This is a genomic window from Niveispirillum irakense DSM 11586 (assembly GCF_000429645.1).
In the GTDB taxonomy this organism is placed as follows: Bacteria; Pseudomonadota; Alphaproteobacteria; order Azospirillales; family Azospirillaceae; genus Niveispirillum; species Niveispirillum irakense.
Window position 1 is genome coordinate 664,964 of sequence record NZ_AUCG01000016.1, and the last position, 25,465, is coordinate 690,428.

25 protein-coding genes and 1 riboswitch are annotated in these 25,465 nt (G+C 65.1%); of the genes, 11 read left to right on the plus strand and 14 right to left on the minus strand.

All coding sequences use genetic code 11. The annotated features are described in order from the left end of the window. Positions 1-40: 40 nt before the first annotated feature. Positions 41-1,294: an Hsp70 family protein gene (locus G473_RS0106610; protein WP_245580001.1), complete on the plus strand. Its 1,254-nt coding sequence runs from the start codon at positions 41-43 to the stop codon at positions 1,292-1,294. On the opposite strand, the gene G473_RS0106615 is transcribed toward G473_RS0106610, so the two are convergent. Then, positions 1,285-2,196 (minus strand): LysR family transcriptional regulator, encoded by a 912-nt coding sequence (locus G473_RS0106615; RefSeq protein WP_029012455.1) that lies wholly within the window; start codon positions 2,194-2,196, stop codon positions 1,285-1,287. The two genes, G473_RS0106610 and G473_RS0106615, sit on opposite strands and share 10 nt — an antisense overlap. A 105-nt stretch (positions 2,197-2,301) precedes the next feature. Here G473_RS0106615 and G473_RS25470 point away from each other — a divergent pair, with 105 nt between their 5' ends. After that, the gene (locus G473_RS25470) at positions 2,302-3,306 is read left to right on the plus strand and encodes an NAD-dependent epimerase/dehydratase family protein (protein ID WP_051329949.1); all 1,005 of its coding nucleotides are present in this window, start codon (positions 2,302-2,304) and stop codon (positions 3,304-3,306) included. Here G473_RS25470 and G473_RS0106625 read toward each other — a convergent pair. After that, positions 3,255-3,770: an FxsA family protein gene (locus G473_RS0106625; RefSeq protein ID WP_029012456.1), complete on the minus strand. Its 516-nt coding sequence runs from the start codon at positions 3,768-3,770 to the stop codon at positions 3,255-3,257. The two genes, G473_RS25470 and G473_RS0106625, sit on opposite strands and share 52 nt — an antisense overlap. Positions 3,771-4,039: 269 nt before the next feature. Between G473_RS0106625 and G473_RS0106630 the strand changes: the two genes are divergently transcribed. Both G473_RS0106630 and mltA read left to right on the plus strand, forming a co-directional pair. Then, complete coding sequence (locus tag G473_RS0106630; protein ID WP_029012457.1) at positions 4,040-4,741, plus strand: Tim44/TimA family putative adaptor protein; 702 nt, start codon at positions 4,040-4,042, stop codon at positions 4,739-4,741. Between the two features lie 122 nt (positions 4,742-4,863). Next, positions 4,864-6,090 (plus strand): murein transglycosylase A, encoded by a 1,227-nt coding sequence (gene mltA / locus G473_RS0106635; RefSeq protein ID WP_029012458.1) that lies wholly within the window; start codon positions 4,864-4,866, stop codon positions 6,088-6,090. A gap of 66 nt (positions 6,091-6,156) precedes the next feature. Here mltA and G473_RS30235 read toward each other — a convergent pair whose 3' ends face one another. The 4 genes from G473_RS30235 to G473_RS0106650 all read right to left on the minus strand — a co-directional run bounded on the left by G473_RS30235 (position 6,157) and on the right by G473_RS0106650 (position 9,726). Then, positions 6,157-6,348, minus strand: coding sequence for a hypothetical protein (locus tag G473_RS30235; protein ID WP_154667282.1), 192 nt, complete (start codon positions 6,346-6,348; stop codon positions 6,157-6,159). A gap of 76 nt (positions 6,349-6,424) precedes the next feature. Beyond that, entirely contained in the window at positions 6,425-6,874 is a 450-nt protein-coding gene (locus tag G473_RS25475; RefSeq protein ID WP_051329950.1) for a hypothetical protein, read from the minus strand. Between the two features lie 123 nt (positions 6,875-6,997). Further along, on the minus strand, positions 6,998-7,477 hold the full coding sequence (locus G473_RS25480) for a hypothetical protein (RefSeq protein WP_154667283.1): 480 nt from the start codon (positions 7,475-7,477) through the stop codon (positions 6,998-7,000). Continuing rightward, the gene (locus tag G473_RS0106650; RefSeq protein ID WP_245580002.1) at positions 7,474-9,726 is read right to left on the minus strand and encodes a S9 family peptidase; all 2,253 of its coding nucleotides are present in this window, start codon (positions 9,724-9,726) and stop codon (positions 7,474-7,476) included. The genes G473_RS25480 and G473_RS0106650 overlap by 4 nt, the downstream gene beginning before the upstream one ends. 243 nt (positions 9,727-9,969) lie before the next feature. Here G473_RS0106650 and G473_RS0106655 point away from each other — a divergent pair, with 243 nt between their 5' ends. After that, entirely contained in the window at positions 9,970-11,535 is a 1,566-nt protein-coding gene (locus G473_RS0106655; protein ID WP_029012460.1) for a diguanylate cyclase, read from the plus strand. A 48-nt stretch (positions 11,536-11,583) separates the two neighbouring features. After that, positions 11,584-12,276: an HAD family hydrolase gene (locus G473_RS0106660; RefSeq protein WP_051329952.1), complete on the plus strand. Its 693-nt coding sequence runs from the start codon at positions 11,584-11,586 to the stop codon at positions 12,274-12,276. 49 nt (positions 12,277-12,325) lie between these two features. Here the strand turns inward: G473_RS0106660 and metZ are convergent, their stop codons facing one another. Further along, on the minus strand, positions 12,326-13,528 hold the full coding sequence (gene metZ, locus G473_RS0106665; protein WP_029012462.1) for an O-succinylhomoserine sulfhydrylase: 1,203 nt from the start codon (positions 13,526-13,528) through the stop codon (positions 12,326-12,328). 95 nt (positions 13,529-13,623) lie between these two features. Further along, positions 13,624-13,701, minus strand: a riboswitch (SAM riboswitch). Between the two features lie 143 nt (positions 13,702-13,844). Between metZ and secB the strand changes: the two genes are divergently transcribed. Beyond that, positions 13,845-14,345: a protein-export chaperone SecB gene (secB, locus tag G473_RS0106675; protein WP_029012463.1), complete on the plus strand. Its 501-nt coding sequence runs from the start codon at positions 13,845-13,847 to the stop codon at positions 14,343-14,345. Between the two features lie 75 nt (positions 14,346-14,420). Here the strand turns inward: secB and G473_RS0106680 are convergent, their stop codons facing one another. The 3 genes from G473_RS0106680 to G473_RS0106690 form a co-directional block, all read right to left on the minus strand. Beyond that, positions 14,421-14,852, minus strand: coding sequence for a hypothetical protein (locus G473_RS0106680; RefSeq protein WP_154667284.1), 432 nt, complete (start codon positions 14,850-14,852; stop codon positions 14,421-14,423). A 183-nt stretch (positions 14,853-15,035) separates the two neighbouring features. After that, positions 15,036-17,639: an ABC transporter permease gene (locus G473_RS0106685; RefSeq protein WP_169728469.1), complete on the minus strand. Its 2,604-nt coding sequence runs from the start codon at positions 17,637-17,639 to the stop codon at positions 15,036-15,038. Next, positions 17,636-18,361 (minus strand): ABC transporter ATP-binding protein, encoded by a 726-nt coding sequence (locus G473_RS0106690; protein WP_029012466.1) that lies wholly within the window; start codon positions 18,359-18,361, stop codon positions 17,636-17,638. The genes G473_RS0106685 and G473_RS0106690 overlap by 4 nt, the downstream gene beginning before the upstream one ends. Between G473_RS0106690 and G473_RS0106695 the strand changes: the two genes are divergently transcribed. From G473_RS0106695 to G473_RS0106705, 3 genes are all read left to right on the plus strand, one after another. Continuing rightward, complete coding sequence (locus G473_RS0106695) at positions 18,360-19,058, plus strand: arylesterase (RefSeq protein WP_245580003.1); 699 nt, start codon at positions 18,360-18,362, stop codon at positions 19,056-19,058. The two genes, G473_RS0106690 and G473_RS0106695, sit on opposite strands and share 2 nt — an antisense overlap. An 8-nt stretch (positions 19,059-19,066) precedes the next feature. Further along, positions 19,067-20,200, plus strand: coding sequence for an FIST signal transduction protein (locus tag G473_RS0106700; protein ID WP_029012468.1), 1,134 nt, complete (start codon positions 19,067-19,069; stop codon positions 20,198-20,200). 300 nt (positions 20,201-20,500) lie between these two features. Beyond that, positions 20,501-21,049 carry a DUF2087 domain-containing protein gene (locus G473_RS0106705; RefSeq protein ID WP_029012469.1) on the plus strand — a complete coding sequence of 183 codons (549 nt, stop codon included), beginning with the start codon at positions 20,501-20,503 and terminating at the stop codon, positions 21,047-21,049. 12 nt (positions 21,050-21,061) lie between these two features. On the opposite strand, the gene G473_RS30240 is transcribed toward G473_RS0106705, so the two are convergent. Then, positions 21,062-21,253: a hypothetical protein gene (locus tag G473_RS30240; RefSeq protein WP_035705494.1), complete on the minus strand. Its 192-nt coding sequence runs from the start codon at positions 21,251-21,253 to the stop codon at positions 21,062-21,064. 58 nt (positions 21,254-21,311) lie between these two features. On the opposite strand from G473_RS30240, the gene G473_RS0106715 reads away from it, so the two are divergent. Then, the gene (locus tag G473_RS0106715; protein WP_161630952.1) at positions 21,312-22,256 is read left to right on the plus strand and encodes a GNAT family N-acetyltransferase; all 945 of its coding nucleotides are present in this window, start codon (positions 21,312-21,314) and stop codon (positions 22,254-22,256) included. 7 nt (positions 22,257-22,263) lie between these two features. Here the strand turns inward: G473_RS0106715 and G473_RS25490 are convergent, their stop codons facing one another. The 3 genes from G473_RS25490 to G473_RS0106730 form a co-directional block, all read right to left on the minus strand. Further along, on the minus strand, positions 22,264-23,610 hold the full coding sequence (locus tag G473_RS25490; RefSeq protein ID WP_035705497.1) for an APC family permease: 1,347 nt from the start codon (positions 23,608-23,610) through the stop codon (positions 22,264-22,266). Between the two features lie 81 nt (positions 23,611-23,691). Further along, positions 23,692-24,921: a radical SAM family heme chaperone HemW gene (gene hemW, locus G473_RS0106725; RefSeq protein ID WP_051329981.1), complete on the minus strand. Its 1,230-nt coding sequence runs from the start codon at positions 24,919-24,921 to the stop codon at positions 23,692-23,694. Between the two features lie 103 nt (positions 24,922-25,024). Then, positions 25,025-25,402, minus strand: a complete 378-nt coding sequence (locus G473_RS0106730; protein ID WP_029012472.1) for a VOC family protein — start codon at positions 25,400-25,402, stop codon at positions 25,025-25,027. Positions 25,403-25,465 lie beyond the last annotated feature (63 nt).

Here is a 25,465-nt window from a genome sequence, read left to right on the forward strand (position 1 = left end):
ACCGGTATGCCCGCCAGGGTGCGCCGGTCGAAAGATGTTGATGATGACGGCTTGCGGCCTTGATTTCGGCACCTCCAATTCCACCCTGGGCATTGCCGGGCACAACCAGTCGGCCCTGGTGGCGCTGGAGGGGGATCACACCACCCTGCCCAGCGCCATCTTCTTTGATTTCGAGACGCATCGGCCGGCTTTTGGCCGGGCGGCCATCCGGTCCTATGTCGCGGGCGGTGAGGGGCGGCTGATGCGGTCGATCAAATCAGTGCTGGGCACCAGCCTGATTGATGAAGAAACGCTGCTGGGCCGCCGGCGCATCGGCTTTCGCGATGTGATCGGGCTGGTGATCCGCCATATCAAGGAAGTGGGGGAACAGGCCGCGGGGCGGGAACTGACCCATGTCGTCCATGGCCGCCCGGTCCATTTTGTGGATGGGGATGCGGCGGGCGATGCACGGGCGGAAACCGCACTGGCGGAAATCGCCCGGTCCTGCGGCTTCCAGGATGTCAGCTTTCAGTATGAACCGATCGCCGCGGCCCTGGCCTATGAGGCGCAGATCACGCGGGAAGAGATTGCCCTGATCGCCGATATTGGCGGCGGCACCTCGGACTTTTCCATTGTCCGCATCGGGCCGGACCGGGCCGGCAAGCCCGACCGGGTGGATGATATCCTGGCCAATGACGGCCTGCGCATCGGCGGTACGGATTTCGACCGGCTGCTGAGCCTGGAAGCGGTGATGCCGCATCTGGGCTATCGCGCGCCGCTGAACCGGGCCGGCCTGCTGACCCCCAACCATCTGTTTGTCGATCTGGCCAGTTGGGCCAAGATCAACTTCCTGTATGCGCCGGGCGTACTGGCCGATGTGCGCCGCCTGACCCGCGAAGTCCAGCAGCCGGAATTGCTGGAACGTCTGGCCACCGTACTGGAACAGCATCTGGGCCACGCCCTGGCCATGAAGGTGGAAGAAACCAAGATCGCCTTGTCGGATGCCGATGAGGTGGCGGTGGACCTGTCGCTGGTGGAAGACGGGCTTAAGGCCCCCGCCAGCCGTGCAGGCCTTGCCCGCGCCGTGGCCGACCCCGTGGCACGGCTGGGGGCCATGACGGCGGACTGCCTGACACAGGCGGGCATCACGACTGACCGGATTGACGCTGTGTTCCTGACCGGCGGTTCCACCCTGCTGCCCGCCGTGCGGGCCGCCATTACCGGCGCCCTGCCCCAGGCCCGCATTGTGGAAGGCGACAAGTTCGGCGCCGTCGGCTATGGGCTGACGCTGGAAGCCAGGCGCCGCTACGGCTGACCTTCCTGCGACCGCAGCAGGGAAACCAGCCCCTCGGCCAGCGCATCGAAGGCCGCCCGGCAGCGCGGCTCCTGGCGCAGATCCTCGTGCATGGCGATCCATGTATCCAGGTTCATCTGGAACTGGTCGGCCAGCAGCCGCACCAGTGCCGGATCACGCTGCGCCAGCAGGCTTTGGCAAATGCCGATGCCAAAACCCGCCCGGATGGCCGCCAGTTGCGCAAGATCACTATCCGCGCGCAGGGAAAAGGGCGGCATGACAATGCCTGCCCGTTCCCGCATGGCGCGGATGGCTGGCGTTTCCCGGTCGTAACCGATCACGCTATGGCTGGCGAGGTCGGCCCAGCTTTCCGGTACACCGCGCCGGTCCAGATATCGGCGATGGGCATAAAGGCCCAGGCGCACAACGCCGACATGCCGGGCCAGCAGACTGTCCTGGGCCGGCGCCACCATCCGGACCGCAATATCCGCCTGCCGCAGCAGCAGATCATCGACCTGATTGCTCAGGACCAGTTCGACAACAAGGCCCGGATGCCGCTGGTTGAGGTCCGCCAGGATCGGCGGCAGCAATTCCGCCCCCACCACTTCACTGGCGCTGATGCGCACATGACCGGTGATGACGCCTTCCCGGCCATGGCCGCTGGCGGTCCGCCGCATTGCCGCGACTGTCGCGGCCAGGCTTTCCGCATCCGGCAACAGGGCATGGGCGGCATCGGTGGGCGCCAGCCCCCGTTGAGACCGGGTGAACAGGCCGCATCCCAGCGCCTGTTCCAGCAGGTCAATATGGCGGGCCAGGGTCGGCTGGGTCAGGCCCAGCGTACGCGCCGCAGCCGAAAGGGAACCCTCCCGCATGACGGCGAGAAAGCTGCGATAAAGGTCCCAGCCCGGGTCCGCTATGTTCATCGGTTTTTCTATAGCATCGCTATAATTTCATCTAATTTCCTTTATCGCCTACCCAGGTGATCCTGTCACCACGGCATCTGGCTGGAGACAGGGAAGAAGACGATCATGACCAAGGCCAAGACTGCATTGATCCTGGGCACCACGGGCGGGATTGGCGGCACATTGGCGCGCCGTCTGCTGGCTGGCGGCTGGGCCGTGCGCGCCATGCATCGCCAGCCGCAGGGGCGGCAAAGCGGCACGGGGATCGAGTGGGTACCGGGCGACGCGATGGTGGCGGCGGATGTGGTCGCCGCGGCCACGGGCGTGGACTGGATTGTCCATGCCGTCAACCCGCCCGGATATCGTGATTGGGACCGGCTGGTGCTGCCGATGCTGGATCATTCCATCCTTGCCGCCCGCCGGCACGGGGCCCGCCTGCTGCTGCCGGGCAATGTCTATGTCTTTGGCCCCGATGCCTTTCCCGACCCGGACGAGGACGCACCCCAGAACCCGCAAACAGCCAAAGGCCGTATCCGTGTGGAGATGGAAGCCCGGTTACGGCGGGCCGCTGATACGGGCGTCGCCTGCCTTGTGGTGCGCGCGGGCGATTTCTTTGGCCCGCAACCGGGGAATAACTGGTTCTCGCAGGCGATGGTGAAACCGGGCCGTTCCATGCGGGCCATCACCTATCCGGGCAAACCCGGCATCGGCCATCAATGGGCCTATCTGCCCGATGTGGCCGAGACCATGGCCCTGCTGATGGAACGGGGCGACACGCTTCCCGCCTTCGCAGCCTTCAACATGGAAGGGCATTGGGATGGCGATGGCACGCAGATGGTACAGGCAATCCGTCGGGCCATCGGACGGCCAGACCTGCCCGTCCGCGCCATGCCCTGGTGGATGATGCGCCTGCTATCCCCCTTTGTGCCCCTGTTCCGGGAACTGCTGGAGATGCGGTATCTGTGGCAGCAGCCGGTGCGGATGGGCAATAGCAGGCTCCGCGCCCTGCTGGGGGCAGAGCCGCATACCGATTGGGATGCTGCCGTCACCGCCAGCCTGCGCGGCCTTGGCGTGCTGGATCAGGGGGATGGCGGGCGCCAGCGGCTGTCCGGCGGCGGCAGTTCTTCCTGATCCGGCGGCGGACCGGGTCGGTTGACCTCCACATAATCGGCATCAATCACGGTGCTGGTACGGGAGCGCGGTTGCCCGGTGCCGGGGTCATAGCTTGCGGACATATGCACCGTGCCATTGGCCACCAGCACCGACAGACGGCGGTACAGCATGGTGCGCAGCGGCGGCAGGAACAGGGCCAGCGCCATCAGGTCGGTGACGAAACCGGGGATCAGCAGCAATATGCCCGCCAGGGCGAAGCACAGCCCGTCGAACGCATCGCGCAGCGGCGCTTCCCCGGCCTGCATGCGCCCCTGGGCCTTGCGCAGTGCCTCCAGACCCTGACGCTGCAGGATCAGCACGCCTAGAATGGCCGACAGCAGCACCAGCATCAGGGTGTTCAGCACGCCGATCTCACTGCCTACCCAGGCAAATCCAGCGATCTCCACCAGGGGCAGAAGCAATAGGGGTAACAGGAAACGCATGGGCTCCTTGCTCTTTCCGGGTTCAGGGCCTATCTAAAACAACAGGACGCGGGTGGCGATGCCGCCCCTGATACCAGATTGCGCGGCATTATATGCCTTTGGGGCGCTGATCGCGCACCAAAAGGACAGATGGAAGAAATAGCGGGCACCTTTTGGCGCCAGCGCCGTTCCTTCCAGATATAATGCCGCACACTCGTCAGTTGAAGGGCCGGCATCAGAACCGGGCGCGAAACGTCGTTGGCTTGGCAATTGGATTGGATGGGCGTCGCATGGGTGGAGGCTCCGCTTTGCTGGAAATCGTGATCTTTGCCATGGTTGCGGCTTTCTTCATCTACCGGCTCCGCAATGTGCTGGGGCGCCGCCATGGCGAAGAACGCGAACGGCCCAACCCCCTGGCCCAGCGCCAGGGTGACGCGCGCGCCGATGCGCCGCAGGGCCCCACCAATGATGGCGACAATGTCATCAACCTGCCGGGCCGGCGGGATATGCCGGACCTGCCGCCGGTCGATGGCCCCGTCTCGGTCCTGGATGGCGTGCGCCTGATCCAGGCCGCCGATCCGAATTTCTCCGAAAAAGGGTTCATCGCCGGCGCCCGTGGCGCGTTCGAGATGATCGTCGGTGCCTTCGCGGCTGGTGATACCGCCACGCTGCGCCCGCTGCTGGCCGATGATGTCTATGACCGGTTCGCCGCCGCCATCCGGCAGCGCCAGCAGGCTGGGGAAACGCTGGAAAGCCGCATCCACAGCATTGAGATGGTGGATTTGAGCGCCGCGCGCCTGGAAGGGCGCCACGCCCACTGCACCGTCACCTTCACCAGCCATCAGACCCATGTCACCCGCAACGCCGCCGGCGACATCATCGATGGCGATCCTGATCGTCCGGAAGAAGTGGTGGATATCTGGACCTTCAGCCGTAATACGCGCGCCAGCGACCCGAACTGGCTGCTGAGCGAAACCCGCACGCCCGAATAAGGCTGGACCGCATTGCCAAGGGGTGGCCCGACGCCACCCCTTTTTGCTGTCTTGGTGCCCGCGCCGCCGCGCACCCTCCGCCCCGCCCTTACCCACCATTCCCCGTCGTTTGAAGGTTACCGATGCGTTATCCGTCGCGCCTGCTGACCGGTCTGGCCCTTGTCCTGTCGCTGGGCCTTTTCACCGCCTGCACCCAGGTGCGCCCGCCGGCAGAACCCGCGAAACCGGGTACGGCAGGGCCGGTGGCGCCGGTACCGAAGCTGACCCTGCGCGCGGCAACCTTCACCGATCTGCCGGGCTGGACCGCCGACCGGCAGGCCGAAGCCCTGCCCGCGCTGGCAAAAAGCTGCGAGCGGTTGATGCGCCAGCCCGCCGACCGTGCCCTGGGGCCGGATGGCGCCATGGGCCGTATCCAGGACTGGAAGGCCCCCTGCGAAGCGCTGGCCGCCGTGCCGCGCGGCAATGACGCCGCCGCCCGCGCCTATGTGGAACGCTGGTTCCAGCCCTGGGTTGCCGCCAATAACAGCGATGAGAAGGGCCTGTTCACCGGCTATTATGAAAGCGCGCTGCGCGGCAGCCTGACCAAGCAGGGCCGTTATCAGCATCCGCTGTATAAGCGCCCGGCCGATCTGGTCATGGTCGATCTAGGGGAATTCCGTCCCCAGTTTAAGGGGGAGCGGATCGCCGGTCGGGTAGAGGAGGGGCGCCTGCGCCCCTATGCCGACCGCAAGGCCATTGATGCCGGCGCCCTGGCCGGTAAGGGGCTGGAACTGCTCTATGTCGATGATGCGGTTGATGCCTTTTTCCTGGCCATCCAGGGATCGGGCCGGGTGACCCTGCCCGATGGCAAGGAAATCCGCGTCGGTTATGATGGGCAGAATGGCCATCCCTATGTCGCCATTGGCCGGGAACTGGTGGCACGCGGCGCGCTGACGCGCGAAGAAGTGTCGATGCAGTCCATCCGGGCCTGGCTGGATGCCCATCCGGGTGAGGCGCTGGGGCTGATGCAGGCCAACCCGTCCTATGTCTTTTTCCGCAAGCTGGATGGCGACGGGCCGGTGGGCGCCCAGGGCGTAGCGCTGACGCCGGGCCGGTCACTGGCCGTGGACCGGAACTTCATTGCCTATGGCGTGCCGGTCTGGCTGGAAGCGGATGATCCGCTGGGCGCACCCAGCCCCATCCGCCGCCTGCTGGTAGCCCAGGATACGGGCGGCGCCATCCGGGGGCCCGTGCGGGGTGACCTGTTCTGGGGTCACGGCAAGGACGCGGAAAACCGCGCCGGCCTGATGAAGAGCAATGGCCGTTACTGGCTGCTGCTGCCCCGTGGCGTGACGCCGGCGGTGAGCTGAAGGCATGGATTGAAGGGTGCAGCAAGCGCTGCGCCCTTCAATGTGACAGCTTCTATCAGCAAGCCCTTACTGCGACGATTCGCCACGGGCAAAGGCGGCCGCACCGCGCATCAATCGTTCCATTTCCCGGACACGATCTGCCTGCAAACGCGGCAAATCAGGGGGCAGGGTGGTTACTGCCTGACGTCGCTGCCTACTATCCTCATCGGATGGTTCCCCCTTGTCCGGCCGATCCCCCGCCTCGTCCCCAACGCCCATCAACCTAACCCCTTGATAATAATCATCTCCAGGTATGCTTCTCCAGACCGATCCCTGTCGGTCCCGCCCCCGCTGATTATTGTCCGGCAGGAAGGGAGCCAAGGCAATTCTCGACAATGGCGTAACAGGCGTCGGTGTCATAACGTTGCGGCAGGAACTGCAGCGACGTAACAATTCCATCGCGCAGGGCGAAACGCGCCTCGCAGGTCGGTTCATCATTACTGGTCAGGGGCAGGCTGAACCCGATACCCCCGCCCACGCGGCCCCCGCCGCCACCCAGGCCGATGCCGACACGGCTGCCATCATCGGCAGCATTATCCATGATGTAGCTGAAATAGCGGGTGCCATCCGGCCCGGTACCCTGGCGCAGCGGCACCCCGGCACAGGACAGCAGCGCCGTTTCCGACAGGCCCACCATCCGCGACGGCGCGCTGGCCACCAGATCGGCATGGCGGCTGGTGCATCCGCCCAACAGGGGCAGGGCCAGCAGGGCCGCCATACCGGCGGCCATGGACAGGAACTTCATCGCCCATCTCCGAATTGAAATGCCCCTTGGGGAGAGATGGGGCATCCGCATCCCGCCGCCAAGTCAGCCACCCGGTCCAAAAGGGCAGGGGCCTTCGTCTCATCCACACAAGGCAACGGCCTGTCAGACATAATGGCCCAGATGGTGGAAATTTTCCTGGCTGGCCGTATCCAGGATCAGCCCGCGTTCAATCACCGCCTCCGCCACCTTGCCGGCAATCGCATCAAAACCGGCAAGCTGACTTTCCAGGGCAATGCTGCGGCCCCCGCCCGTCACTTTCAGCCGCATCCAGCCCCCGGACCGGTCCCGCTTGGTGGAATAATAGGTCAGCCTGACCGATTGCAGGCACGACCAGGGGATATGGCGCGGGCGCAAGCTTGTCAGATGCAACCCCGCATCATCCGCCCGCACCCGCAGCCATTGCCGTTCCGCCGTGCGCAGGGCGAAGATCAAGAACAGGGCCGCCATCGCCAGCAGCGGCACGGCCACCAGCGGATGCGGCCAGACGAACAGGAACGGGCCCAGCGCCACCGCCAGACCCGCCCCCGCCCGCAGCCAATCCGCCTTCAGCGCATCGGGCGGATAATGGCCCTCCACACTCACGGCGTGATGCCATGGGCGCGCAAGATGAAGGCCTGGGACAAGGCCACTTCCTTCAGCTTGTCAAAACGGCCGGTGGAGCCGCCATGGCCGGCACTCATCTCCGTCTTCAGCAACAGGACATTATCGTCCGTCTTCAGGGTGCGCAGCCGTGCCGCCCATTTGGCCGGCTCCCAATAGGTGACGCGATAATCATTGAGGCCCGCCGTAATCAGCAGGGGCGGGTAGGGGCGCTTGGCCACATTGTCATAGGGGCTGTAGGTCTTCATGACATTATAGACCGCCGGATCGTTGGGATTGCCCCATTCCGGATAATCGCTGGCGGTCAGCGGCAGCGTGTCGTCGAACAAGGTGTTCAGCACATCGACAAAGGGCACATGCGCCACGGCACCCGCGAACAGCCCGTCAGACGCCATGTTCAGCACCGCCCCCATCAGGGTGCCGCCAGCCGACCCGCCCTCGATGGAGATATGGCCGGGGCTGCTATAGCCCTGGTTCACCAGGAACTGGGCCACATCGATAAAGTCGGTGAAGGTGTTGGGCTTGTTCAGCACCCGCCCAGCATCGTGCCAGGGGCGGCCCATCTCCTCGCCCCCGCGGATATGGGCGATTGCATAGGCAAACCCGCGATCCAGCAGGCCGATGCGGCTGGTGGAGAAGCTGGGATCAATGGCGATGGAATAGGAACCATAGCCATAGAGATGCAGCGGCGCCTTGCCGTCCTTCTTGAAGTCTTTGCGATAGACGATGGAGACGGGGATCAGCGTGCCATCGCGCGCCGGCGCCATCAGGCTTTCCGACGTATAGAGCGAAGGATCATAGCCGCTGGGGATTTCCTGCACCTTGCGGGTGGTCAGGGTGCGGGCGGCCAGATCGTAATCATAGGTGGTCGGCGGCGTGACCAGGGAATTATAGCGCAGGCGCAGGGTGCCCGTGTCATAGACCGCATTATTCATCGGGCCGACGGCGAAGGCGGCGTCGGGGAAGGCGATCGTATGGGTGTCGCCCTTGGCATCGCGCACCCAGACCTGCTGGTTGCCGTCCTGGCGGCCAAACACGACCAGCCAATCCTTCAGCGCCAGCAGGCCGGTCAGGTATTGACGGTCCGAGGCCGGCATCACCTCTTCCCAGTTCTTCTCCGACCAGTCGGACAAGGGGGCCTTCACCAGCCGGAAATTCAGGTGCTTGTCGTTGGAAAGGATCCACAGGCTGTCGCCCTGGTCGGCCACGCTATAGAGATGCTCGTCCCGGCGCGGGATCACCACCTTGGGCGCGGCCGTGGGATCATCGCTGGGGATCAGCATCGTCTCGCTGGCGACCAGCGTGCCGCTGCCGATCTCAATAAAGCGGCCGGACTGGCTTTCGGAAATGCCCACCCACCAGGACGGGTCTTTTTCCTCATAAACCTCCACATCCGTGTCATTGGCCGTGCCCAGCGTGTGGCGCATCACGCGCTTGGGGCGCTGGCTCTCATCCCGCAGCACATAGAACAGGGTCTTGTTATCTGCGGCCCAGACGATGGGGCCGGAGGTATCGGGGATCGGTTCCCCGATCAACGCGCCGCTTTGCAGATCCTTGACGATGACATTGAAGCTCTCCGAGCCATTATCATCGTAGCTATAGGCGAGATAGCGGCCATCGGGGCTGGGCTCCGCCGCTTCCACATCGAAGAAATCCTTGCCCTCGGCCAGCGCATTCACGTCCAGGATGGCAGTTTCAGACCCTTCCGGCGCATCCAGCGGCCGGCGCAGATAGACCGGGTGGTCCTGGCCGGCGGAAAAGCGGACCTGATAGATGAAGCCGCCGCGCTGGTAGGGCACGCCGCTATCATCTTCCTTCACCCGTGCCTTCAGTTCAGCGAACAGCTTGGCGCGGGCCCCTTCCTCCTCCTTGCCCATCACCTGCTCGGTATAGGCATTCTCCGCCTTCAGGTAATCCAGCACCTCGGCATCATCGACCTGGGGATAGGAGCGGTCGCGCAGCCAGTCATAGGGGTCGATATAGGTGTCGCCATGGCGCACATGCTCCACCGGCACCTGTTTGGCCACAGGCGCCGCAGGGAAGTTGCCCTGCTTCAACGGGGGCAGGGCGGCGGTTTCGCCGGTGGATGTCTGGGGATTATCGGGCATTTTGGGGCCGGGCTGGTTGCGGGAGACGAAGACATAGGCGCCGGTCAGCGCCGCGACGATGGCGACGAAAAGAAGCAGGATGCCGGGCTTGCCACGCCGACGCCCCTGATGACTGGATGACATGTCCCCGCCTCTCCCTTGTTTCCTGATACGGGATAGATGCCGGATGGCCGGCAGGATGCCAGGATAAGGGGGCCGCATCCGCCCCGCCAGCATCTTCACCGATCCAGTAATCATTGAATAAGTGCAAGCATTCCTTGTGCAGTCGCGATATAGTCGTGCCCGTTCGCCGGGCAGACCAGGGGGGAATCCGGTCTTTTCCCGCACAATATCCATGACCCCATGGGGAGCGTTCAGGTGGGTGGGATGGAAGATGATTTCCTGTTCGCGGCGGATGGTTCCCTGAAGGGTGAGCCGTCGCCAGCACTGGAAAACCCATCACCCCTGACAGCGCCCTGGCGTCTGCTGGTCGTGGATGATGACCCGGAAGTCCATTCCGTCACGCGCTATGCGCTGCGCAAGGTCCGCTTCCGCGACCGGGGGCTGGAACTGCTTTATGCGTTCAGCGCAGCAGAGGCCCGTGACGTGCTGGCACGCGAAGCCGATATTGCCCTGGTCCTGCTGGATGTGGTGATGGAGACGGATGATGCCGGGCTGCGGCTGGTCCATGCCATCCGCGACGAACTGGGCAATAATGCCGTTCGCATCATCCTGCGCACCGGACAGCCGGGACAGGCACCGGAAGAACGGGTGATCGTCGATTACGACGTGAATGATTATAAGGCCAAGACGGAGCTGACGGCCCAGAAGCTGTACACCACCGTCATCGCGGCCCTGCGCGCCTATGATGATATCATGGCGATTGAGGCCAACCGCCGCGCCCTGCGCCGGATGATCGCGCTGGATGACCGGCTGCGCCCGGATATGGGCCTGGAAGCCTATGCCCAGACCATGCTGGAACAGACGGGATCGATCCTGGGCACCCAGGTGGATGGGCTGGTCTGTGCCGTGGTGCCGGACGCGGACGGGTCGCTGGACGCGCCGCGCTATCGCCTGCTGGCTGCCAGTGGCGCCTATGCCGGCACGGCGCTGCCCCTGCCCGGCACCCCCCTGCTGGACACGCTGGCAATGATGGAAGCTGGCGGCCAGACATGGGTGGAGGGGCGCCGGGCCTGCCTGCACCTGCCCGGCGCGGATGGAACCCTGTTCCTGACCCTGCTGGAGTGCGACCGCCGGCTGGAGGGGCCGGATGCCGATATATTGGGCGTGCTGGCCGCCAAGCTGGCCACCGGCATGGCCAATATCGTGCTGTATGAACGGCTGCGCCGCGCCAATGCCGACCTGCGCGGCATTACCCAGACGCTGGAAAGCCGGGTGGCGGAACGCACGCGCGAACTGATCGAGGCGAATGCCAAGCTGCTGAAGCTGGCCAGCATCGACAGCCTGACCGGCGTCATGAACCGCCGCCGCTTCATGGAAGTGGCGGAGGTGGAGCGGGAGCGGGCCTGCCGCCATCGCCGGCCCCTGTCCCTGCTGCTGATCGACCTGGACCGGTTCAAGCTGATCAACGACAATTACGGCCATCATGCCGGCGACCGGGTGATCTGCCACGCCGTGGACCGGATCGCCGAGACGCTGCGCACCGCCGACAGTCTGGCCCGCTATGGCGGGGAGGAACTGGTGGTGCTGCTGCCGGAAACCGGGCTGGAAGCGGCGGGCCGGGTGGCCGAAAGGGTGCGCGCCGTCATCGACAGCACCCCGATCCTGCATGAAGGCCACGCCATCCCGCTGACCATCAGCATCGGTGCCGCCGAATGGCAGGGGGAGAGCGAAAATCTGGTCGCCCTGCTGGACAGGGCCGACCGCGCGCTTTATTGCGCCAAGCAGTCCGGCCGCAACCGGGTGGAACTGGCCGGCGAACAGATGGCGTGATAGGACGGCCTTTGCCGCCCTGTCCTGTCACTACCCGGCCATCACATCATGACGCTTTCCCCATCGCCGCTTCTGCGCTGCCCCGCCTTTCCCCAGCCCATCCAGGCCGTGATCTTTGACATGGATGGCCTGCTGATCGATACGGAACGCCATGTGAAGGTGGCGACGCTGGCAGCGGCCGAAGCCATTGGCCAGCCGATGCCCGAAAGTTTCTATGCCGGCATCATCGGCACGCCCTGGCCGGAAACCTATGCCATGCTGTCCGATTTCTTCGGTGGGGAGGAACGGCGCGCCGTTTTCACCCAGGCCTTCCAGCCGCTGATGGAAAAACTACTGGCAGAGGTGGAATTGATGAAGGGGGTGGTGGAACTGCTGGACCATCTGGACGGGATCGGCATGCCGCTGGCCGTCGCCACCTCTACCGGGCGGGCCAAGGCCGATGAACATCTGCGCCATGTCGGCATCCATCACCGGTTCCGCACCATCGTGACACGCGATGATGTCAGCCGCGGCAAACCCCATCCGGAACCCTATCTGACCGCCGCCGCCCGGCTGGGGGTGGACCCCGCCGCCTGTGTGGCGCTGGAGGATAGCCATAACGGCATCCGCGCCGCCCATGCCGCCGGCATGATGGCGGTGATGGTGCCCGACATGCTGCCCGCGACGGACGAGATCAGCGCCCTGTGCCACCATGTCGCCACCGACCTGCACCATGTGCGCGGCCTGCTGACGGTTGATTGAGGGGTAACGTTCCCCGGCCCTGATGCGATCACCAGGGCCGGGAACGGGATCAGACCAACGTATCCAGGCCGCGCTTCAGGTCAGCGATCAGGTCGTCAGCATCTTCCAGCCCGACGGACAGGCGGATGGTGCCGGGGCCGATGCCAAGGGTGGCCTTTTCCTCCACCGTCAGGCGCTGATGCGTCGTGGTGGCGGGATGGGTCGCCAGGCTTTTGCTGTCACCCAGATTGTTGGAAATCTTGATGACGCGCAGCGCGTTCAGCGTGGCAAAGGCGGCAGCCTTGGCATCGCCCTGATGCGGCTTCAAGTGGAAGCAGATCAGGTTGCTGCCGCTGGACATCTGGCGCTTCAGCAGGGCGCGCTGCGGGTGGCTGTCCAGCCCGGCATAGAGCACCCGTTCCACCGCCGGGTGGCTTTCCAGGAAGGTGGCGACCTTCAGCGCAGACGCGCTTTGCGCCTTCACCCGCAGTTCCAGCGTCTCCAGCCCCTTCAGCAGGGTCCAGGCGTTGAACGGGCTCATCGCCGGGCCGGTATGGCGCAGATAGGGGGCCAGCAGACCCGCCACCTCGTCATCGCACAGGATGGCGCCACCCAGGCAGCGGCCCTGGCCATCAATATGCTTGGTGGCGGAATAGACGACGACATCGACGCCATAGCGGCGCGGCTTCTGCAAAACCGGCGTGGCGAACACATTATCCACCACGACGCGCGCACCGGCCTTGTGCGCCAGCGGCACCACATGGTCCAGATCCACCACTTCCAGGCAGGGATTGGACGGGGTTTCCAGGAAGACCAGATTGGTCGGCACCGACAGGGCCTTTTCCCATTCCTCCGGCTTGGTGCCGTCGATGATCACGCTTTCGATGCCGAAGCGCCGGGCCAGATCGCTGACGATGTAAAGGCACGAGCCGAACAGCGCGCGGCTGGCCACCAGCCGATCACCCGCCTTCAGCAGCCCGATAACGGCGGCATGGACGGCTGCCATGCCCGACGCGGTGGCAAAGCAGCGCGGATAGCCTTCATACTGGGCCAGCCGATCCTCGAACATGGCCACGGTCGGATTGCGGAACCGGCTATAGACGAAACGGGAACCGTCATTGGCGAACGCCGCCTCGGCGGCATCGGCGCTGTCATAGACGAAACCGGAGGTGAGGAAGATCGCCTCGCTCGTCTCCTCGAACTGGCTGCGGCGGGTGCCGCCATGGACGAGAAGCGTGGCGGGGTGAAGGTCGTCGGGCTGATCCATAGCCATCTCTTTTCCCAAAATCCCGGTGGTCGCAGGCGTGCGACCCAGGACATCCCGACCGGTCCGGATCGAGGCCGCTTGTCCGACTGCCGTGGGCGGGGGGATCAATGGCTTCGACCTTTTAGCAGTTTCTTTTACGTGGTCTGCAATCCGGTCACCAAATCACCACGGTACGGTTGTTTTAAGCGCGCCCGGCCGATGCTTGTCAAGCCCGCCCCCGGTGATGCCATCATTGCCGAAAAGGGGGTTTCCGTGCTAGTCCCGGCCAGAATAGCCATGCTGGCCATCTTTGCGATCCCTGCAACCGGAGCACTTTTCAGTCATGACTGACGAGACCATTGCCAACGGCACCGACGAAACCGCCGATACGTCCAGCACCCCGCCCATGCCGCTCGTCGTCAATGTGCAGTACGTCAAGGATCTCTCTTTTGAGAACCCGAACGCCCCGCGCTCCCTGATGGCCGGCAACGAAGCCCCGAAGATCGACCTGTCGGTCGACCTGCAGGGCCAGTCCCTGGGTGAGAATGTGGCCGAGGTGCAGTTGCGCCTGCGCGCCGAAGCGACGGTCGGCGACGCCACCGCCTTCATCGCCGAGCTGGTTTATTGCGGCGTCTTCACCCTGCCGCCGCTGCCGCAGGACCAGCAGCGCGCCGTGCTGCTGATCGAAGGGCCGCGGCTGCTGTTCCCGTTTGCCCGCCAGATCATCGCCGATGTGACGGCGCAGGGCGGTTTCCCGCCGCTGCTGCTGCAGCCGCTGGATTTCGTGGAGCTGTATCGCCGTCAGGTGCTGGGCCAGGGCATGGACACCCAGGGCAACGCCTGATCGCTTCGCGGCATTTTCCAAAAAGTACAAAGCAGGCGCCGGACCCGTTCCGGCGCCTGTTTCATTTCCGACCGCTCACACCGGCTTGGGCACAAAAACAAGCCGGATCAGGCCCGGTTCCAGATCCAGGATGCGCACAGGCCGGTCCGTCGCCCAGCCTCGGACGGTCAGATATCCTTCCTGTCCGCGATAAAGATCATCCGGGCCGGCACAGCAGAAAGCCGCGCTGGTACGCGACAGGCTGTGCGCCTCCCCCCGGATCACCTGCATATCATCCAGCATCAACAGAGCTGGCCCCTTCAGGGGAACCGACACAAAGGGCGGGCGGGGGTAGGGTGGGGCAGCGTCCGGCGGATCGTCGCGATGGGCCAACCATTGCGCCATATCCATCCAGCGGCGGCTTTCCTCCGGATCATCCGTGTGCAGGGCGCCCTGCCAACAGGCGATCAGCCGTGCATTCAGCCCGGCATCCACGCCCCTTTCCATCCCCACCATATTCTGAACCACAGCGGTGTCTCCCCCTGCTTTGGCTCTAGTATTCAGCAACGACATTTAAAATGAAGTCAAAAGCGAGAGTCCTGGGAAACCAGATAGCATCTGCACCGCCAAAAACAAAACCGGCGCCCCTATCTTGTGGATAGGGCGCCGGTTTCTTGGAACATATGGTGGGGGCGAAATCGCCCCGCCCGTTCAATCGTTACGCAGCAACGGGGCCGCCGGCTGGCCCAGCGCCCGCCAGGTGCCGATAAAGCCGAGGGTGAGGGTGATCCCGGTACAGAGCAGCGTGGTGAGCAGCACCGATTCGGGCAGGAAGACGAAATCGAATTCCATCACCCGGGTCAGCACACCCCAGGCCACGAGGGTGCCCAGCACCCCGGCAAAGGCCGCCGTCATCAGGCCCAGCAGGCCATATTCCAACAGGAAGGCGCGCAGCACCGTGCCGCGTGTGGCCCCCAGCACTTTCAGCACCACGGCATCATAGACGCGGCGCTTATGCCCGGCGGCAATGGCCCCGGCCAGCACCAGCGTGCCGGCCACCAGCGTCACCGCCGCCGTCAGCCGCACGGCGATGCCGACATTGCCCAAGATGCCGGAAATGGTTTCCAGCGCATCCTTCACCCGCACCGCGCTGATATTCGTGAACTGGCGGGCGACATCGCGCTGGACCTGCATTTCTGCCTCTTCCGGGGCGCGAACAGTGGCAAGGTAGGTCTGGGGGGCCCCCTCCAGCACACCGGGGGAGAAGATCAGCGTGAAATTGATGGTGACGCTTTCCCAATCAATTTCCCGCACCACCGCGACTTCACCCTCGATATCGCGGCCCAGGATGTTCAGCGTCATCCGGTCACCGGGGCCGATGCCGAAAGCGTTCGCGATATCCTTATAGATCGCCAGCTTGGGCGGACCCTGATAATCCGCCGGCCACCATTGCCCGGCCAGCACAGTGTCATCCGCCGGCGCTTCGGCCTGATAGGTGACGCCGCGATCGCCGTTCAGCACCCAGGCATGCTGCTTGTCCTTGACCGCATCCTCGGCATTGACGCCATTCACGGCGACGACGCGACCGCGCAGGTTGGGCACCATGTTCAGGTCTTCGGTACCCGGCACGGCCAGCACGGTGCGGCGGAAGGCATCCGCCTGATCGCCCTGGATATCAACGAAGAAGAAGGAGGGGGCATCGACCGGCAGCTTGTCCTGCACCTCGCGCCGGAAATTACCTTCAATCAAGGCAATGGCGACCAGCACGGTCAACCCCAGCCCCAGCGACAGGACCACGGCACTGGTCGGGTTGCCCGGCCGGTGGATATTGGTCACGGCCAGCCGCAGCACGGGGTTACGCGGCCGCCCCATGGCGCGGGCCAGCCGGGTGATCACCCAGCCCGAGGCCCAGAACAGGCCCAGCGTCGCCGCCGAGCCAAGGACGAAGGCGGCGGCAAAGCCCTGCTCCCGCGCCGTGACAATGGCCAGCGCCGCCAGCCCCAGCCCGGACAGGGCGATGGCGACCAGATAGGCCGGGCCGGGCCGGCCGCCAACCTTCTGCACCAGATCGCGGAACAGGGCGATGGCCGGCACCTGCCGCGCCCGGCCCAAAGGCCAGAGCGAGAAGGCCAATGCCGTCAGCAGGCCGAAACAGGCCGCCATGGCCAGCGCACCGGGATAGACCCCGATCCGCGCCGTAATCGGCAGCAAGCCTGCCAGGGCTTGGCCCGTCAGCAGCGGGGCCAACGCCCCGATGACAAGGCCGATGGCGATGCCCACGCCGGCCAGCGCCAGGATCTGGATCAGATAGACTTGGAAGATCAAAGCCCCCGGCGCGCCCAGGCATTTCAGCGTGGCGATGGTGGCAGATTTGGTATCCAGATAGGCCCGCACCGCATTACCGACGCCGACGCCACCGACCAGCAAAGCCGTCAACCCGACCAGGGTCAGGAACAAGGCCAGCCGGTCAATGAAGCGGGAAAGCTGGGGGGAGGCATTGGTGTAATCGCGCAGGCGCCAGTTAGCGTCTGCCATCTCCGCCTTAGCCTGATCGCGGAACTGGTCCACGCTGACGCCATCATGCAGCTTCACCTGATAAGACCAGGTGATCAGGCTGCCCTGCTGGATCAGGTCCGTCCGCTTCAGGGCCGCTTCCGACACCATCATGCGGGGGCCGAGCGTGAAGCTGCCGGACCCGGCCTTGTCCGGTTCGGACGCGATGATGCCGCGCACCTGCACGGTCAATTCCCCGATCCCGACATCATCACCGGGCTTCAGGTCCAGCCGGGTGGCCAGCGTATCCTCGATCACCGCGCCGAACCGGCCCTCCTTCTCCGCCAGCACCTGCTGGATATCCACAGTCTGGGGCTGGCCGTCCGGGCCCTGGATCTGGAAATCACCATAAAGCGGATAGGCGGTGCCGACCGATTTCAGCTCCACCAGCGCGCTGTGCCCGGCATCCGCCGGGTCGCGCGCCATGGCCCGCATTTCCGATGTGGTCAGCACCTGGCCACGCGCGGCCAGCCATTGCATCTGTTCGGGTGTTGCTTCCCGGTACAGGATGCGCGCGGCGACATCGCCGCCCAGGATGGCCCGCCCGTCACTGCGCAAACTGTCCGTGATCCCGGCGGAGATCGACTGCACCGTGGCAATAGCCCCGACGCCGATGGCCAGACAGGCGATGAAGATACGGAAGCCGGACAGGCCACCGCGCAATTCCCGCCGTGCGATGCGGAACGCCATGGCCAGTTGCGGCAGGAAGCCCCGGTCGGTGGCGGGGCGGGTGGTGCTGCCGGGCAGGGTCGTCACACTCATGGCGTCACCGCCGCGAGACGGTCGGCTGTACTGTCGGACACGATCAGCCCATCCACCAGCCGGATTACCCGGTCGCACTGGTCGGCCAGTGACGGGTCATGGGTGATCAGCACGATGGTGGTGCCCAACCGGTCGGCCATGCCGAACATCAGGTCAATCACCTTGCGGCCCGTATCGCCATCCAGATTGCCCGTCGGCTCATCCGCCAGCAGCAAGGCCGGCTCCGGCGCAAAGGCGCGGGCCAGCGCCACACGCTGCTGTTCACCACCGGACAGTTGGCCGGGATAATGGCTCAACCGATGGGCCAGCCCCACCGCCTCCAGCCCGCGCCGGGCGCGGTCAAAGGCATCGGGCAATCCGGCAAATTCCAGCGGAATGGCCACATTCTCCAGCGCCGTCATGGTCGGGATCAGATGGAAGCTCTGGAAGACGATGCCCACCTCGTCCCGGCGAAAGCGGGCCAGCGCATCCTCGTCCATGCGGGTCAATTCATGCCCATTCACCCGGACAGAGCCGCTGCTGGGCGGCTGCAGCCCGCCCAAAATCATCATCATGGAGGATTTGCCCGACCCGCTGGGGCCGACCACACCCACCTTCTCCCCCCGCCCGATCGCGAGATCGATTCCTTTCAGGATGTTGACGCTGCCCGCCTCGCTCTCCAGCTTAAGGTGGACCCGGGTCAATGCGACGACGGAATCGGCCGGAGGAACAGGCTGCGCCATGATGAGATCCCAAATGATGTTCAACCCGAAGCGATATGGCCCCGCGATGCGCTTATTCAACCGAATGGCCGCGCTGGCCGGGGCTTTTCTGCTGCTCTGCACGCTATCCTTTCCGGCATCCGCACAACAGAGCCAGTCCATGACCATCGTGGTGCTGGGGGACAGCCTGTCCGCCGGCTACAAGCTGCCGCGCGAGGCCGCCTTCACCAGCCAGTTGGAAAAGGCGCTGCAGGAAAAGGGCTATCAGGTATCCGTCCCCAATACAGGTGTGTCGGGGGAAACAACAGCCGGCGGGCTGGCGCGGCTGGACTGGATTTTAGCTGACAAGCCCGATCTGGTGCTGGTGGAGCTGGGGGCCAATGACGGGTTGCGCGGCATCGACCCCGCCAGCACGCGCGACAATCTGGACAAGATCCTGGTCAAGCTGAAAGAACGCGGCGTGCCCGCCGTGCTGGCCGGCATGATGGCGCCGCGCAATCTGGGCAGCGCCTATGGCAAGCAGTTCGACGCAATTTACCCCGAGCTTGCAAAGAAGCATGATATTCCGCTCTACCCCTTCTTCCTGGATGGGGTAGCCATGGACCCGAAATTGAACCAGGAGGATGGCATGCATCCGACCGCCGAAGGGGTGGCGGTGATCGTGAACCGTATCCTGCCGACCGTGACGGCGGCCCTTGACCGGCTGAAAGCGGGCTGACACCGATCATGACATCAGGAACGACGGGCACCGCCCGTTTCGCGGCATCGCTGGGGCAGGGTGAGGATTGGCAGACGGCGGCAAAGGCCTGCCTGGATACGCTCTCCACGCCAGAGGGCGCCAATCTCGGCTTCATCTACGTTACCGATCAACTGGCTGACCAGTTGGCCAGCATCACCACGCTGCTGCGCGGCATTACCGGCGTGCGCGACTGGGTGGGAACCGTGGGGCTGGGTGTGTGCGGCGGGGACGGGGCCATCTATGACCAGGCGGCCGTGTCCGTGCTGGTCGGGCGGTTTGATGCCGACAGTTTCGCCATCCTGCCACCGCAGACCGACGGGCTGGCACCGCTGACGGCGCTGGAACCGTGGCTGCGCGACCGTGCCCCGCTGCTGGCCCTGGCCCATGGCGATCCCAAACAGGCCCGCACGCCCGCCCTGCTGACCGATCTGGCCGGGCGCACCGGCAGCTTCATCGTCGGTGGGTTGACGGCATCGCGCGGGGAGCAGGCGATTGCCGCCGGCGATCAGGTGGTGGCGGAAGGTCTGTCCGGCGTGCTGTTCGACGCTGATCTGCCGGTGGCAACGGGACTGACCCAGGGCTGCACGCCGCTGGGCCCGGCCCACACCATCACGGCGGCGGAAAACCATGTGATCATGGCCATCGACGGTCGTCCGGCGCTGGATGTGTTCAAGGAGGCGATCGGCCCCGCTTTGTCGTCGGAATTGCGGCGCATTGACGGGCTGATCTTCGCCGGCCTGCCGATCCAGGGCGATGATAGGGGCGATTATCTGGTCCGCAACCTGACGGCCATCGACCTGACGCGCGGCTGGATCGCCATTGCCGAGAATGTGCAGGCCGGCCAGAAGCTGCTGTTCTGCCGCCGCGACCAGGAATCCGCCCTGCAGGACATGGACCGGATGCTGTCGCAGCTTCAGCGCCGCCTGTCCGGCCCACCCCAGGCCGGTATCTACATCACCTGCGTGGCGCGGGGCGCCCGGCAATTTGCCGATGATGGGGCGGAGATTCGCGCCATCCGGGAAAAGCTGGGTGATTTCCCCCTGACCGGCTATTTCGCCGGCGGCGAAATCTCCAACGCCCAGCTTTACGGCTATACCGGGGTGCTGGTGCTGTTCACCTGAAGAGGGAGAGGGGCCGGAACCGCTCCATGCGCGACATCCAGCCCCCCTTTTTCGCAGCCACCCTTGTAGAAACGCGCCCCACCTGATAGCTTCCCTGCCGGTCGGCAGTTCACCCAGGCGTCGCCAACCCTGGCAACAGGGGCGCTAAACCTGCCATCGGCTGTCCATTCCGATTTTAATTCGACCGACCACTCTGATCCTTCAGCGTGCCCGTGTTCGGCAAGATGGCGACCCCCGACGGACCAAGGCGTTTAACACCGCCCGGCCCTTGCGGCACGCTCCCCGAAGGGAAGTGACGTCATGTCGAAGAGTGACCTGCCTTATCATGTGGATGATATCAGCGCGCTGGCCCGCTCGCTGAAACACCAACTGGCCGCACAGACCGAACCAGTCGGCCATGTCAGCCTGTTGAACATGCTGGCGCGCGGCGCCGGCTATCGCAATTTCCAGCATCTGCGGGCGCAATGGGCCGCCCATGACACGCTGGAAAAGCCGCCGCAGCGCCCGGCCCCATCGCCCCTGGTGGATTATTCCAAGGTGCGGCGCATCGCCCGCCATTTCGATGCCACGGGCAAAATGGTCCGCTGGCCGCCGAAATTCAGCGAGCAGCAGGTGGTTTTGTGGGTGCTGTGGTCACGCATCCCACCCCGGCAGAGCTTTACAGAACGGCAGATCAGCGATCTGTTGCGCGCCGAACATCATTTCGGTGATCCGGCCCTGTTGCGGCGGGAACTGGTGGAACAGGGGCTGATGACCCGCACCCTGGATTGCCGCGATTATCGACGGGTGGAACGCCAGCCCAGCCCGGAAGGGCTGGCCCTGATCCGCCATCTGTCGCTGGTGGGGTGAGGGGAGCGCCCTCTACAGCACGCAGAACAGGGACAGGCACGGACCCAGCCCGGCCAGATGTGCGCGGTAGAGCAGGTAATCCAGCCCGACGCAGAGCGCCAGGAAGGGCAGGGCCACGAACAGCAGCAGATAGGCCCAGCCCCGCGCCGTCAACCGGCGGCGCGGGATGGAGGGGACGCGGTCGGGGGGATGCTTGTCTGCCATGGGCGGGCAGGATAAAGCCTATCTTCCCGTTCCGGCAATCGGCAGGTTCCCCCTTCCCATGTCCGCCCCGCACCCACTGGCTGATCTGACAATGCGACCGGTGACGGCGGAGCGGGAATGGACCGCCCTGCTGGCAAAGCTGGACCGGCTGCCGCTGGAACAAAGCTGGGCGTTCGGCCAGTCCATGGCCGCATTCAGCCGCCAGCCGCACCGGTTCTGTTTTGAGCAGAATGGCAAGGCGCTGGCCGTGGCACAGGTGGTGGAACAAGGGCTGGGGCCGGTACGGCTTTGCCATCTGCTGCGCGGGCCACTGCTGCTGCCGGGCACCAGCCCTGATCTGCTACCCTCAGCCATGGGCCTGCTGCGCCAGCATTTCCGCCGGCGTGACCGTCGCCTGCTGCTGGTCACACCGGAACTGCCGGCGGGGGATGATGCCAACGCCCTATGCCAGCAGGCCGGCCTTGCCCGCATCATCACTGGCTATGCCACCAGTTGGGTTGACCTGACCCGCCCGGACCTGGAAGGTGGCATGGGCGGCGGCTTCCGCAAGGCGTTGAAGAAGGCGCGCGGGGAAAAGCTGACCCTCGCCGCCAGCCATGGCGGGGCCGATCTGGACTGGATCATCCGTCATCATGACGACCATCGCCGCCAGCGCCGCCTGATGGCCCCACCCGCCCGGCAGGCGGCATCCCTGGTGGCGGCACAGTCACGACCGCGCGATGTGCTGGCGCTGGTCGCCAAAAGCGGGTCCAGCGTCCTGGCCGGCAGCCTGTTCATCCGCCATGGCGGGGCCGCGACATATTATCTGGGCGCCACCAGCCCGGAAGGCCGCGCCGCCTGCGCCCAGCATCTGCTGCTGCGGGAGGGGATGGCAAGGCTGGCCGCGGACGGCGTGCGCTGGCTGGACACGGGCGGGCTGAACAGCGACGGCATGCGCGGGGTGGCCCAGTTTAAGCTGGGTCTGGGCGGGGAACTGGTGACCCTGGCCGGCACCTATCTATAGGTCGGCTTTACGTCTCCACATTGTCGATCTGGTCCACCGCCTTGGGCCGCATCACCAGATACAGCAGGATGATGAAGGCCAGCATGCCCACGGCCAGGGCCGGTGCGCGCCAATCCCCCGTGAACAGCCGGTTGAAGAACAGCAGCGCGCAGACCAGCGCCCCGCCCAGCGGCACGAAGGAGGGCACCTCGAACCCGCCCCTGGCCTCACTGGGGCGGCGCTGCAGGATCAGCAAAGCCAGATTGACGATGGTGAACACGGCCAGCAGCAGCAGCACCGTGGCCGACGCAAGCTGGGCAATGTCCCCCGCCAGCATCAGGCCCACCACGATCACCAGCAGCACCAGGATGGCCATATGGGGCGTGTGACGCCCGGCATGCACCCGGCCCAGCAGGCGCGGCAACATGCCCAGCCGCGCCATGCCATAAGCCAGACGCGAGGCCATGATGTAATTCAGCAAGGCCGTGTTGGCGACGGCGAACACGGTGATGATGATGAAGACAAGGCCCGGTATCCAGGGTGCTGCCCGGTGCGCCACCTCCACCAGCGGGCCGGACGCTTCGGCCAATTCCTGCCAGGGCACGACCGATACCGCCGTGACGGCCACGGCCAGATAGATCAACGTCGCCGCCACCATGGCAATGACGATGCCCCAGGGCAAAGCGCGCTTGGGGTCCTTCACCTCCTCGGCCACGTTGAACGTGTCCTCAAAACCGATGAAGCTGAAGAAGGTCAGCACCGCGCCCTGCAACAGCAGGGCAGCATCAATCCCGCCGCTTTCCACCGGCACTTCCAGCAGGTCCACGCTGCCCCAATAGGGGATGCCGACGGCGATGATCACCAGCAAACCGCCCGCTTCCAGCAGGGTGCAGAGGATATTGGCCCACATGCTTTCCTTGATGCCGCGATAGACGATGCCGGCCACCAGCAGCAGAAAGCCCAGCGCCAACGCCAGCACCGGCACATCGCCGAACATCGGCAGGCGCTGCAGGGTTTCGGCCACCACGCGGCTTTGCGTCGCGACGGAGGTAAGGCCCGAAGCCATCACCGTCAGCCCGACCAGATAGGTCAGCAGCGGCATGCCATAGGCGCGATGGGTGACATAGGCCGCCCCACCGGCCCGCGGATAGCGCGACCCCAGGGAGGCATAAGACAGGCCCGTCAGCAATGCGGCGACCATGGAGACAAGGAAGGCCAGCCAGACCGCATTGCCCATGATGCCGGCGGCCTTGCCGATCAAGCCATAAATACCGGCGCCCAGCATGCTGCCCAGCCCATACAGGGCCAGTTGCGGCAGGGTCACCCGGCGCAGCAATTGCGGTTCCTGCTTTTGTGGCGTGGCACTGCCTGTCATTTCTTGGCCTCCCCTTGTTCCGGAACCCCGGTGGCTGAGAAACGGCCAGACAGTGACGCCGGTTCCCCGAAAGGGGCAGGCCTACCCCAACAGGCTGGCCAGTACCGCGTTCAGCCGCTCACGCCCGTCTATGGTGGCGCGCAGAACAGCAGCCTCACCCTGTCCGGCTTGTTCCAGCATGCCGATCCGCGTCAGATGGGCCAACCGATCGGCAGCCAGCCAGTCCGTCAGGGGCTGGCCCGTTTCCGCGGCCACGCGGGCCAGCGGCACCCCTTCCGAAAGACGCAGACCCATCATCAGCATCTCGGTCAGCCGGTCGGCTGCCACCACGGGTTCAAAGGGTTTGGCACCGGTGCCGCTTTCCAGCGCACGCTCCAGCCAGATTTCCGGCGCGCGGTGGGTGCGGGTGGCCACCTTGCCCTGACCGGCCAAGGTCAGCCTGCCATGGGCACCCGGCCCGATGCCGACATAATCACCATAGCGCCAATAGGTCAGGTTGTGCCGGCTCTCCTCCCCCGGCCTTGCATGGTTGGATACTTCATAGGCCGGCAGGCCGGCGGCACCCAGCACCTCCTGGGTCATGGCATAAAGGTCGCCCTGTACCTCCTCTGCCGGCAGCACCAGATCGCCCCGCGCATGCAGGGTGTGGAACTGCGTCCCTTCCTCGATGGTGAGCTGGTAGAGCGAGAGATGGCCGACTGCGTGATCCAGGGCCCGCAGCAACTCCTCCCGCCAGGCCGGCACCGTCTGGCCGGGGCGGGCATAAATCAGGTCGAAGCTGTAGCGGGGGAACAGGTCACGGGCCAGCGTGATGGCGGCCAGGGCCTCTTCCGCTGAATGGCGTCGGCCCAGCGCCTTCAAGTCGGCTTCGTTCAAGGCCTGGATACCCAGGCTGACACGGTTGACGCCAGCGGCGCGGAAAGCGCGGAACTTGTCCGCCTCCACGCTGGTCGGGTTGGCCTCCAGCGTCACTTCCGTGCCCGACGGCAGGCCCCAGCGTTCATCCGCCCGGCGCAGGATGGCTTCCACCGTCTCTGGCTGCATCAGCGACGGTGTGCCACCGCCAAAAAAGACGGAGGTGAGGCGACGACCCGGTGTCAGATCGGCGAAATGATCCAGTTCCCGCAACAGGGCTTCCGCCCAGCGTGCATGGTCCACCTTCTCCCGGACATGGGAGTTGAAATCACAGTAAGGGCATTTGCTGGCACAGAAGGGCCAATGCACATAAAGCGCAAAACCGGGATCGGGGACGCCATCCGCCGTCACATCCCCCGTCACCGCTGCCGCCTGTTCAAACCCAACGCCGCCCATATCCAGCCCCTGTTGCATGGGGCTGGATATGGGGCCAGCCAGCCGGCCCTGGCAAGCGCCCGACCTTTCATGGCTGCCCGGTGTGCCGGCACAAACAGACCGGTCAGAACGGCCCGGTCATGACGAAGGCATTCAGCTTATTGCCATCCAGGTCACGGAAATAGGCGGCATAGAAATTATCACCGCGTGGACCCGGCGGGCCTTCGCAGGTGCCGCCCATATCCATCGCGATCTTGTAAAGCCGGTCAACCTGCTCTGTATCCTTGGCCTCGAACGCGGCCATGACGCCATTGCCCACCGTTGCGGGCTTGCCGTCATACGGCTTCATCAAGGCGATGCCGGCCCCGGCATCGGGCTTGCCCCAGGCAATGCCGCTGCTGGTTTCAAACATCCGGCCCACCCCCAGTTCAGCGGCGATGGCGTCGTAGAATGGCGCACCACGGGCAAGGTCATTCGTGCCCAGTGTGACATAACCGATCATGTTGTTCCCCCCTTTGAGTACCCGGATCGGGCAAAGAGAACATTAGCAGAACATCAACCAGGG

What these genes read in the sequence shown, in the direction of transcription:
- G473_RS30240 (WP_035705494.1), bottom strand. Translation starts at nt 21,253, where the DNA reads ATGGCAGACAAGCATCCCCCCGACCGCGTCCCCTCCATCCCGCGCCGC.
- G473_RS25470 (WP_051329949.1), top strand. Translation starts at nt 2,302, where the DNA reads ATGACCAAGGCCAAGACTGCATTGATCCTGGGCACCACGGGCGGGATT.
- G473_RS0106655 (WP_029012460.1), top strand. Translation starts at nt 9,970, where the DNA reads ATGGAAGATGATTTCCTGTTCGCGGCGGATGGTTCCCTGAAGGGTGAG.
- G473_RS0106695 (WP_245580003.1), top strand. Translation starts at nt 18,360, where the DNA reads ATGATGAGATCCCAAATGATGTTCAACCCGAAGCGATATGGCCCCGCG.
- G473_RS0106700 (WP_029012468.1), top strand. Translation starts at nt 19,067, where the DNA reads ATGACATCAGGAACGACGGGCACCGCCCGTTTCGCGGCATCGCTGGGG.
- G473_RS0106625 (WP_029012456.1), bottom strand. Translation starts at nt 3,770, where the DNA reads ATGCGTTTCCTGTTACCCCTATTGCTTCTGCCCCTGGTGGAGATCGCT.
- secB (WP_029012463.1), top strand. Translation starts at nt 13,845, where the DNA reads ATGACTGACGAGACCATTGCCAACGGCACCGACGAAACCGCCGATACG.
- G473_RS0106615 (WP_029012455.1), bottom strand. Translation starts at nt 2,196, where the DNA reads ATGAACATAGCGGACCCGGGCTGGGACCTTTATCGCAGCTTTCTCGCC.
- metZ (WP_029012462.1), bottom strand. Translation starts at nt 13,528, where the DNA reads ATGGCTATGGATCAGCCCGACGACCTTCACCCCGCCACGCTTCTCGTC.
- mltA (WP_029012458.1), top strand. Translation starts at nt 4,864, where the DNA reads ATGCGTTATCCGTCGCGCCTGCTGACCGGTCTGGCCCTTGTCCTGTCG.
- G473_RS30235 (WP_154667282.1), bottom strand. Translation starts at nt 6,348, where the DNA reads ATGGGCGTTGGGGACGAGGCGGGGGATCGGCCGGACAAGGGGGAACCA.
- G473_RS0106730 (WP_029012472.1), bottom strand. Translation starts at nt 25,402, where the DNA reads ATGATCGGTTATGTCACACTGGGCACGAATGACCTTGCCCGTGGTGCG.
- G473_RS0106660 (WP_051329952.1), top strand. Translation starts at nt 11,584, where the DNA reads ATGACGCTTTCCCCATCGCCGCTTCTGCGCTGCCCCGCCTTTCCCCAG.
- G473_RS0106690 (WP_029012466.1), bottom strand. Translation starts at nt 18,361, where the DNA reads ATGGCGCAGCCTGTTCCTCCGGCCGATTCCGTCGTCGCATTGACCCGG.
- G473_RS0106715 (WP_161630952.1), top strand. Translation starts at nt 21,312, where the DNA reads ATGTCCGCCCCGCACCCACTGGCTGATCTGACAATGCGACCGGTGACG.
- G473_RS0106705 (WP_029012469.1), top strand. Translation starts at nt 20,501, where the DNA reads ATGTCGAAGAGTGACCTGCCTTATCATGTGGATGATATCAGCGCGCTG.
- G473_RS25490 (WP_035705497.1), bottom strand. Translation starts at nt 23,610, where the DNA reads ATGACAGGCAGTGCCACGCCACAAAAGCAGGAACCGCAATTGCTGCGC.
- G473_RS25475 (WP_051329950.1), bottom strand. Translation starts at nt 6,874, where the DNA reads ATGAAGTTCCTGTCCATGGCCGCCGGTATGGCGGCCCTGCTGGCCCTG.
- G473_RS0106685 (WP_169728469.1), bottom strand. Translation starts at nt 17,639, where the DNA reads ATGAGTGTGACGACCCTGCCCGGCAGCACCACCCGCCCCGCCACCGAC.
- G473_RS0106610 (WP_245580001.1), top strand. Translation starts at nt 41, where the DNA reads ATGATGACGGCTTGCGGCCTTGATTTCGGCACCTCCAATTCCACCCTG.
- hemW (WP_051329981.1), bottom strand. Translation starts at nt 24,921, where the DNA reads ATGGGCGGCGTTGGGTTTGAACAGGCGGCAGCGGTGACGGGGGATGTG.
- G473_RS0106630 (WP_029012457.1), top strand. Translation starts at nt 4,040, where the DNA reads ATGGGTGGAGGCTCCGCTTTGCTGGAAATCGTGATCTTTGCCATGGTT.
- G473_RS0106650 (WP_245580002.1), bottom strand. Translation starts at nt 9,726, where the DNA reads ATGTCATCCAGTCATCAGGGGCGTCGGCGTGGCAAGCCCGGCATCCTG.